Origin of the sequence: Bradyrhizobium sp. AUGA SZCCT0283, assembly GCF_018130385.1 — a bacterium.
Lineage (GTDB): Bacteria > Pseudomonadota > Alphaproteobacteria > Rhizobiales > Xanthobacteraceae > Bradyrhizobium.
Genome location: NZ_JAFCLU010000077.1, coordinates 1 through 6673 on the forward strand (window position 1 = coordinate 1; position 6673 = coordinate 6673).

A 6673-nucleotide genomic window follows, 5' to 3' on the forward strand; every position below is an offset into this window, starting at 1 on the left:
GCATCGTGTGACCGTTCAGGTCGCTCAGCGTAGCCCGAGGTTGCGCCCGGGTTGACTCCAGACTCGATACAGCAAAATACGCTCAGACCGTCGTATCGACGCGGATCGTCCCTGGTTGCGTGCAGTTTTTGGGGGTGGAAAAACGTATTCACACAGCCTGGACCCAAAGCAGAAGATGCTCAGCGTTCTTGAGATTTCGCCGCTCGATCATACCAATACGTTGCCAGTGCTTCGACAATGCTGTTATTCACGATATGGCCGTGATCTCGCAGTACTCGCCATTCAAGATAATGAACTATCGCGGCAGCCTGCGCGTGACTTAGCCGGCTCCAGCGATTGCGAGCATATTCGGTCGAAGTCTTCTCGCTTTGTGGCTTGACCCTCTTGCTGTGTGATCTGTGGGCAAAGCCGTGAGTGAGCGTGAAAGTTGGATCGACCATCTGCAAAGCGGTGGTCATATCTGCAACAATGTAAGCTGGGATGTAAAAGCAAATCGCTTCATCCGCCAGAAAGTTCAAAGCTGATCCAAGGCCGCTTGGCACCTTATCTAGCCATTCGGGCGCGAGCGTTGTCCAGTCACCCTTATCGTCAAATGCCGCGATTACCCGCAGTGGTTCATCGCCTTGGGCGCTGTTGACCAATTGAAGGAACCGGCCCTGCCGCCTTGCTGGAAAGGCTTGCCGTATCTCTTCGATTACGGCGTCGGCGGAAACTGTCATCGTTTGCCTGTCTTTAGGATCGTAACGGAACGCAATCAGTCTCTATCCTAATGGAGTGACCGCTAACTGAATTTCGCGTTAGTAGTCGCGATTAACACATCGTTGCCAGGTGTAGCTTATTGGAGTTGGACTTCCGGAATTGGCAGCTTTGAGACATGCCTACGCTCGATAACGATGTCTGTTTATAGGGGAAGACCGGAAGTAGTCGGCCGACGACCAAAATGACGCGATTGACCCCAAGCCGACATTCGGCCCCCTAGACGCCGCCTTCATGACTCTGCTCGAAGGGCTGAAGAACTGAACGTATGGCGCCACCGCGGAAAGCTCGCGAGAAGGGGCTGCCTTGGTCAACTGCGGTCCATCGTTAGCTGTCCGCACAAAGACCGCTTTGGCCCCTCTCGGACCTCCAGCATGTCCGCTATCGCGCCGCCCTTGGCGACATGCGAACATCAACCTGGCCGCCTAGCTCATAAGTACTCGGCCTAAACCAATTGGTATGGCATTGACATAGGTTAAGCGGCGCGAAGCAGGATTAGTGAGTCCACATCCTAGCTGGCTAGCAGCCCGCCCCTACGGCACGGAGTCTACACAAATTCAATCTGCTTGTTCAGCGGCAATTCGCGGATGCGTTTGCCGGTGGCAGCGAAGATGGCGTTGGCGAGCGCGGGCGCGGCGGGCGGAACCGGAGGCTCGCCGATGCCGCGGATGGTGCTGCCGTTGTCGGTCGCGCGTACCTCGATCACCGGCGTTTGGTAGAGACGCAAGCCTTCGTAAGCATGAAAGTTCGTCTGCTCGGGCACGCCGTCCTCATAGGTCAATTCGCAATTGATGGCGTGGCCGAGTCCCCAGATGACGCCGCCTTGGACCTGATTCTCGAAATTCTCGGGGGCGAGCACTTTGCCGACGTCAGCCGCGACGAACACCCTGTCGATCTTGATGCCGCGCGGCGTGTTGGTAACCTCCACGACTTCCGCGACGGGCACGCCGAACGACAACGTGAACGCGATTCCGCGCCCGCGGTCCTTGCCGGGATCGCTGCCCCATTTTGACATCTCGCCCACCGTTTCCAGCACCTTGCGCGACGGCTCGTGCCAGCAGAGCCGGATCAGTTCCTTCAGGGGATCGGCGCCCGCCGCGCGGATGAGCTCGTCAAGGAAGCAGTCGTGCAGAAAGCCGTTGCCGGACGCGCCAACCGAGCGCCATGAGCTGACCGGCACCATTTCCGGGACGCGATAGCCGGTGACGCGATAGTGCGGAATCCGGAACGGCTGATCCCAGGCTCCCGCGACGATGGCAGTGTCAGGTCCGAAGGTCGGGATGCGCAGCCGGCCAAACCACGAGGCAGTCACTGATGGGCAAGCGAGCTTGAGATCATAGGCCTCGACCTTGCCATCCTTGACCGCGCCGCGCATGCGCGCCATGCCGAGCGGACGCGGGAAGTCGTGACTCATGTCCTCTTCGCGCGTCCAGGTCATCTTGATTGGACGTCCCGGATGCGCCTTCGCCAATTCGACCGCCTGGCGGACATAATCGTGTTCAAGGCGCCGGCCAAAACTGCCGCCGGAAAACAGGGAATGCAGGTGGATGTGCTCGGCGCGGAGCCCCGTGACCTCAGCCGCCATTGTAACCACGAACAGCGGAATTTGCGTCCCCGTCCAGATGTCGAGCCGGCCGTCCTTCAACTGGACCACGGCATTCATCGGCTCGAGCGGCGCGTGCGCGAGATATGGCACTTTATACTCGGCCTCGAGCACGCCAGTACCTCGCAGCGCCGTCTCCACATCGCCATCATCCTTGAGCCGGCTGTCCTGGCGTTCCGCCGTGAAGGACGCAGCGACCGTCTGGAACATGGCCGCGCTGGATGATGGATAGGGCGATGGTCCCCAATCGCATTTAATCAGGCTTGCCGCCTTGAAGGCGCGCCAGGTGTTGTCGGCGATCACGCCGACGCCGCCGGTGATCGGCACGATGGCGATGACGCCTCTCGACTTCTCGGCTGCGCTGGCATCAAAACCCTTGATGCCGCCGCCGATCGTCGGATTGGTGCGCACAGTGGCGTAGACCATACCGGGCATCTTGATGTCGATGCCAAATGTCGTCGTCCCCGTTGATTTCTCGACGATGTCGATGCGCTGCATCGGCTTGCCGAGATAACGCCAGTCCGCTTCCGGCTTGAGCCGGACATCTTTCGGAGGATCAATCCGGGCGGCGTCCGCGGCCAGGGACGCGTAGCTGAGCGCTTCGCCACGTGGCGTGATCACGCTGCCGTTGCTGGTCTTCAGCTCCTCCTTGGCGATGCCGGTCTGCTTTGCGGCGGCCTGCAGCAAGACGTCCCTCGCGACCGCGCCAGCGACGCGCATCTTCTCATAGGCGTCGGGGACGGTCGACGATCCGCCGGTGATCTGCAGGCTCAAGAACTTGCTCACGGCATCGCCAACGACGCGCGCTTGGCGAGCAATCAGACCGTCGTTGGTCGCGGCAAATGGTAGGCCTTCCGCCGTCACGGCGCCGTTGTAGTAAGCCGCGCTCGGCGGTCCAAAATCGATTTTGATGTCGTTCCAGGCAACATCAAGCTCTTCCGCAACCAGCGCCGCGAGCACCGACGCGACGCCCTGCCCGACATCGGCCCGCGGCGTGATGATGGTCACCCCGGTCTGGTCGATGCGCACGTAGGGCGTGAGCGCGACCTGCCCATCGCCGAGCTGCCTCAACAGCGGATTCTCCGGCTCGCGCTTGTATGCATAAACACCGAACGCGACGCCGCCTGCGATCGCCGCGGAGCCGATCAGGAATGTACGTCGTGCGATCGTGCCGAGCCTGCTCATGTCGCGCGTCCCCTGAGCTCGCGCGCCGCGGTCTTGATCGCGGCGCGGATCCGCGAATAAGTGCCGCAGCGGCACAGATTGCCCGACATCGCCTGGTCGATGTCGTCGTCGCTCGGGTTGGGGTTGACTCTCAACAGCGCGGCGGCCGACATGATCTGGCCGGACTGACAGTAGCCGCATTGCGCGACCTGGTGCTTTACCCAGGCCTTCTGCACGACATGCATCGCCTCTGGCGTGCCCAATCCCTCGATCGTGGTGATGTCGCCCTTGACGTCCGCGGCCGGCAGCGAGCAGGATCGCATTGCCTCGCCGCCGACATGCACCGTGCAGGCGCCGCACATCGCGACCCCGCAGCCATATTTGGGTCCGCTGATTCCGAGTACGTCGCGCAAGACCCATAGCAGGGGCATCTCATCTTCGACGTCAACCTGATGCGTCTTGCCGTTGACGATGAGCTGCATGTGACCTCCGGAGCTCCTCGGGGCGCACCGGTCCTTGACCGCGCCGGCATAGTTCTGCCCGTCACGTGAGAGTTGCGGCAGCCTACGCCAAAGCCTTGGCGCTGTCATGAAGATCACGAAGACTTGCAAGATGATCTTGATTTGAATTGATGCGACCGCGGACGCCACCTCTCCCCGATGGGGAGAGGCGTAGGCTGCCTTCGGGCGGCCTTTCTGCAGGAGTTCGTCGTCGTGACCGATCTGGTCCAGCGTCGCGTTGGTCAGGCACGATACCAGAGCGTCGCGGACCAGCTTGGTCCAGACCTCGCGGCGGATATTGTCTTCGCTGATGGCGATGCCAGCTCCCGAAAGGTCTTCTGCGGCAAGTCCGAGGAGAGATCGGGATCCGACCGCCCCAATGTTCAACTGCTGCCCGAGGATTTCCGCCTCGCCGCTGTCGCGCAGCGATGCCCGGCTATAGACGACGCATCCGATCAGGACCGCTCCTGGCACAAATGCGAAGTGCCGACTGCATCGGGCAATGTCCGAGTTCAGTAGGGAATTACGGACTTTGGCTAGCATCTTGCGACGCCGCGTGAACCGGTCTTAGGCCGCCGCCCAATCTTCCTTGTCCGCCCCTCGCGCCACGATCTTCAGCGCCTCATCCGGCGGCGGACGCTGTAGCGCCTTCGCCACGTTTCATGGCGCGCGCATCTAGACATCGCGCTCCTCATCGGTGGTCAGGATCACTGGCATTGCCTTGGAATGGATTATTGCTGTCCTTCGCTCAGATGGGCAACTTGCCTCGTGGGTTGCATTTCACAAATCTTGTTCTGTGTGAATTGTTTCTAACCTCTATAGTCGTAGGATCAATTATCGTCAGAAGGTAGGTGATCTTTTGTCTAAACCAGAATCGCCTTCGAACATCGGGAAATTCAGTTACCCAATAACCACCCTCTACTGGCTTCGTGGAAACCAGCGTGCTGACGGTCTGTAAGTTCTGTTTGATCTCGTACCGCTTGTTCTCGTTAAATATAAGCAGCTCAGCAATGAATTTCCGAGCCACTGCATCGATGCCTGACAGTCTCACAGTGAAGCAAGCTTCATTTGGTCCGATAGGAAAATCGCGATTTGGGGCAACCCACACCCCTCTAATAGGATAGATGTCGGCAACAGCCGGAGAACTTAGAAGCAGACCAACCAGGCCCATCAATTGAGCGCAGTCTGCCAATCGCTTGTGGATTCCAATAGTAGAGGTCCTCATGTCGAAAACCTCAATAACCGCTATCGCACTGGGCGCATTCGGTGCCGCGCTGCTCGCTTCCGATGCTTCCGCCGCGCCCCTCAACGCGACGACGATCGACTCCGCTGAAGTCTCCAACGTCGACCAGGTCGGTCTGGTTTGCAACGAGTATTTTGGACGCTGCTGGCGGACCCGAGGTCCGCGCTATGTCCTGCGTTATTACTACGACCCCAGCTACATTCCCGGCCGGAGCTACAACTACTACGCTGGCCTCGGCTACTACGATCGCGGCTACGGCTACGGCGGACCAAGGTTCACCATTCGCGGCTGGTAGCCTGCTCGACCTCCCGGTGCCGCCGTCGCTCCTCGAGCCCGCCGAAGTTGTTGTAGACATGAGTCAGGTTCTGGCACCTTTGAAACCTGGCGACCGGCCCTGATGATGTCTGTTTCCAAGGGAAGACCGGAATTAGTCGGCCGACGACCAAAATGACGCGATTGACCCGAAACGGAAGTCGCCGGCCGTAGCCAGTGGCCGAGCGGTTGTGCCGCCGATCGGATATCCTGCGCCGCGAGGGCTGGTCCATACTCTCACTCAGATACGCGTTAGGGCATATTGATGTGTTGCATGCGCAGCAATTGAACCAAACGATTATTGTTCGTTTTCTCGGGAGCGATCATGAATAAGTGTCTTCAGGCTGCCTCGCAGTCTGCCGGCTCGACGGTCGGTCGCTGCCTATGATCTTTGTCGTCATCTGCTACCAAGGCCAATTGTTGGGGGCCATGGCGGCCAAGCCAATTCCGGATACCTGAGTGTTCGTTTAGGGACCTCCCGACAGCCGCAAAGACGGCGCTGCTAATCGCTTGCTGTTGGCTGCGGAGATGATCCTCGAGAAGCTTGTGCCGGGTGACATAGCCTGCGTTGACGCCTGGAATAGCGTGGTTCATCAGCAGTTTTGCGTCGAACTCCGACACGCCGGCGGCAGTCGCGATGGTACGGAAGCTCTGACGAAGATCGTTGCCCCATTTCGACAGGGTGGCTCGGTCTTCCTTCTGCCCGGCAAGATGTCCTGATGCGCTGTCGGAGGGAAACACCCATTCTGCGGCTTGCGAGGGATACGTCTGACGGCCGAAACGCATAGCACGAATAAGGCACAAGACCATTTCCCGAGAGAGCGGAATATCAAAAGCCCGTTTGGCGCCGCCCTTTGGCTTGGGGATATGCACCATTCGCCGTCCAAAATTAATGTGGCTGCGTTGGGTCTCCTGCAGCGCGGTGGGCCGGCAACCGGAGAGCAATGTGAATAAATGGAACTCACGACGGATCGGGTTGTCGAGAGCTGCCAGTTCGGCAAACCATCCTTTCAGATCGCTAGAGCGCTTTCCACTTGATGCGGGTCATTGTCCATAGCCAGCATGCCGAAAGTAATTGACGCACTGCTGTGGCGC

At 59.5% G+C, this 6673-nt stretch carries 5 protein-coding genes and 1 pseudogene; 1 reads left to right on the forward strand and 5 read right to left on the reverse strand.

What is annotated here, in order from left to right; all coding sequences use genetic code 11:
* Positions 1–179 precede the first annotated feature (179 nt).
* The 4 genes and pseudogenes from JQ624_RS37780 to JQ624_RS39155 form a co-directional block, all read right to left on the reverse strand.
* Positions 180–719: a DUF6714 family protein gene (locus JQ624_RS37780; protein ID WP_212423940.1), complete on the reverse strand. Its 540-nt coding sequence runs from the start codon at positions 717–719 to the stop codon at positions 180–182.
* 584 nt (positions 720–1303) lie between these two features.
* Positions 1304–3544, reverse strand: a complete 2241-nt coding sequence (locus JQ624_RS37785) for a xanthine dehydrogenase family protein molybdopterin-binding subunit (protein WP_212423941.1) — start codon at positions 3542–3544, stop codon at positions 1304–1306.
* On the reverse strand, positions 3541–4005 hold the full coding sequence (locus JQ624_RS37790; RefSeq protein WP_212423942.1) for a (2Fe-2S)-binding protein: 465 nt from the start codon (positions 4003–4005) through the stop codon (positions 3541–3543). The genes JQ624_RS37785 and JQ624_RS37790 overlap by 4 nt, the downstream gene beginning before the upstream one ends.
* A gap of 585 nt (positions 4006–4590) precedes the next feature.
* A pseudogene (locus JQ624_RS39155) lies at positions 4591–4755 on the reverse strand (SOS response-associated peptidase); the annotation flags it as partial.
* A 491-nt stretch (positions 4756–5246) separates the two neighbouring features.
* On the opposite strand from JQ624_RS39155, the gene JQ624_RS37795 reads away from it, so the two are divergent.
* A complete protein-coding gene (locus JQ624_RS37795) occupies positions 5247–5561 on the forward strand; it encodes a hypothetical protein (protein ID WP_249130404.1) in 315 nt (104 codons plus the stop codon).
* Between the two features lie 356 nt (positions 5562–5917).
* Here JQ624_RS37795 and JQ624_RS37800 read toward each other — a convergent pair whose 3' ends face one another.
* Positions 5918–6454, reverse strand: a complete 537-nt coding sequence (locus JQ624_RS37800; protein WP_409334425.1) for a hypothetical protein — start codon at positions 6452–6454, stop codon at positions 5918–5920.
* Positions 6455–6673 lie beyond the last annotated feature (219 nt).

Coding starts and splice junctions, on each gene's coding strand:
- JQ624_RS37795 (WP_249130404.1), top strand. CDS start 5,247: ATGTCGAAAACCTCAATAACCGCTATCGCACTGGGCGCATTCGGTGCC.
- JQ624_RS37790 (WP_212423942.1), bottom strand. CDS start 4,005: ATGCAGCTCATCGTCAACGGCAAGACGCATCAGGTTGACGTCGAAGAT.
- JQ624_RS37780 (WP_212423940.1), bottom strand. CDS start 719: ATGACAGTTTCCGCCGACGCCGTAATCGAAGAGATACGGCAAGCCTTT.
- JQ624_RS37785 (WP_212423941.1), bottom strand. CDS start 3,544: ATGAGCAGGCTCGGCACGATCGCACGACGTACATTCCTGATCGGCTCC.
- JQ624_RS37800 (WP_409334425.1), bottom strand. CDS start 6,454: ATGGTGCATATCCCCAAGCCAAAGGGCGGCGCCAAACGGGCTTTTGAT.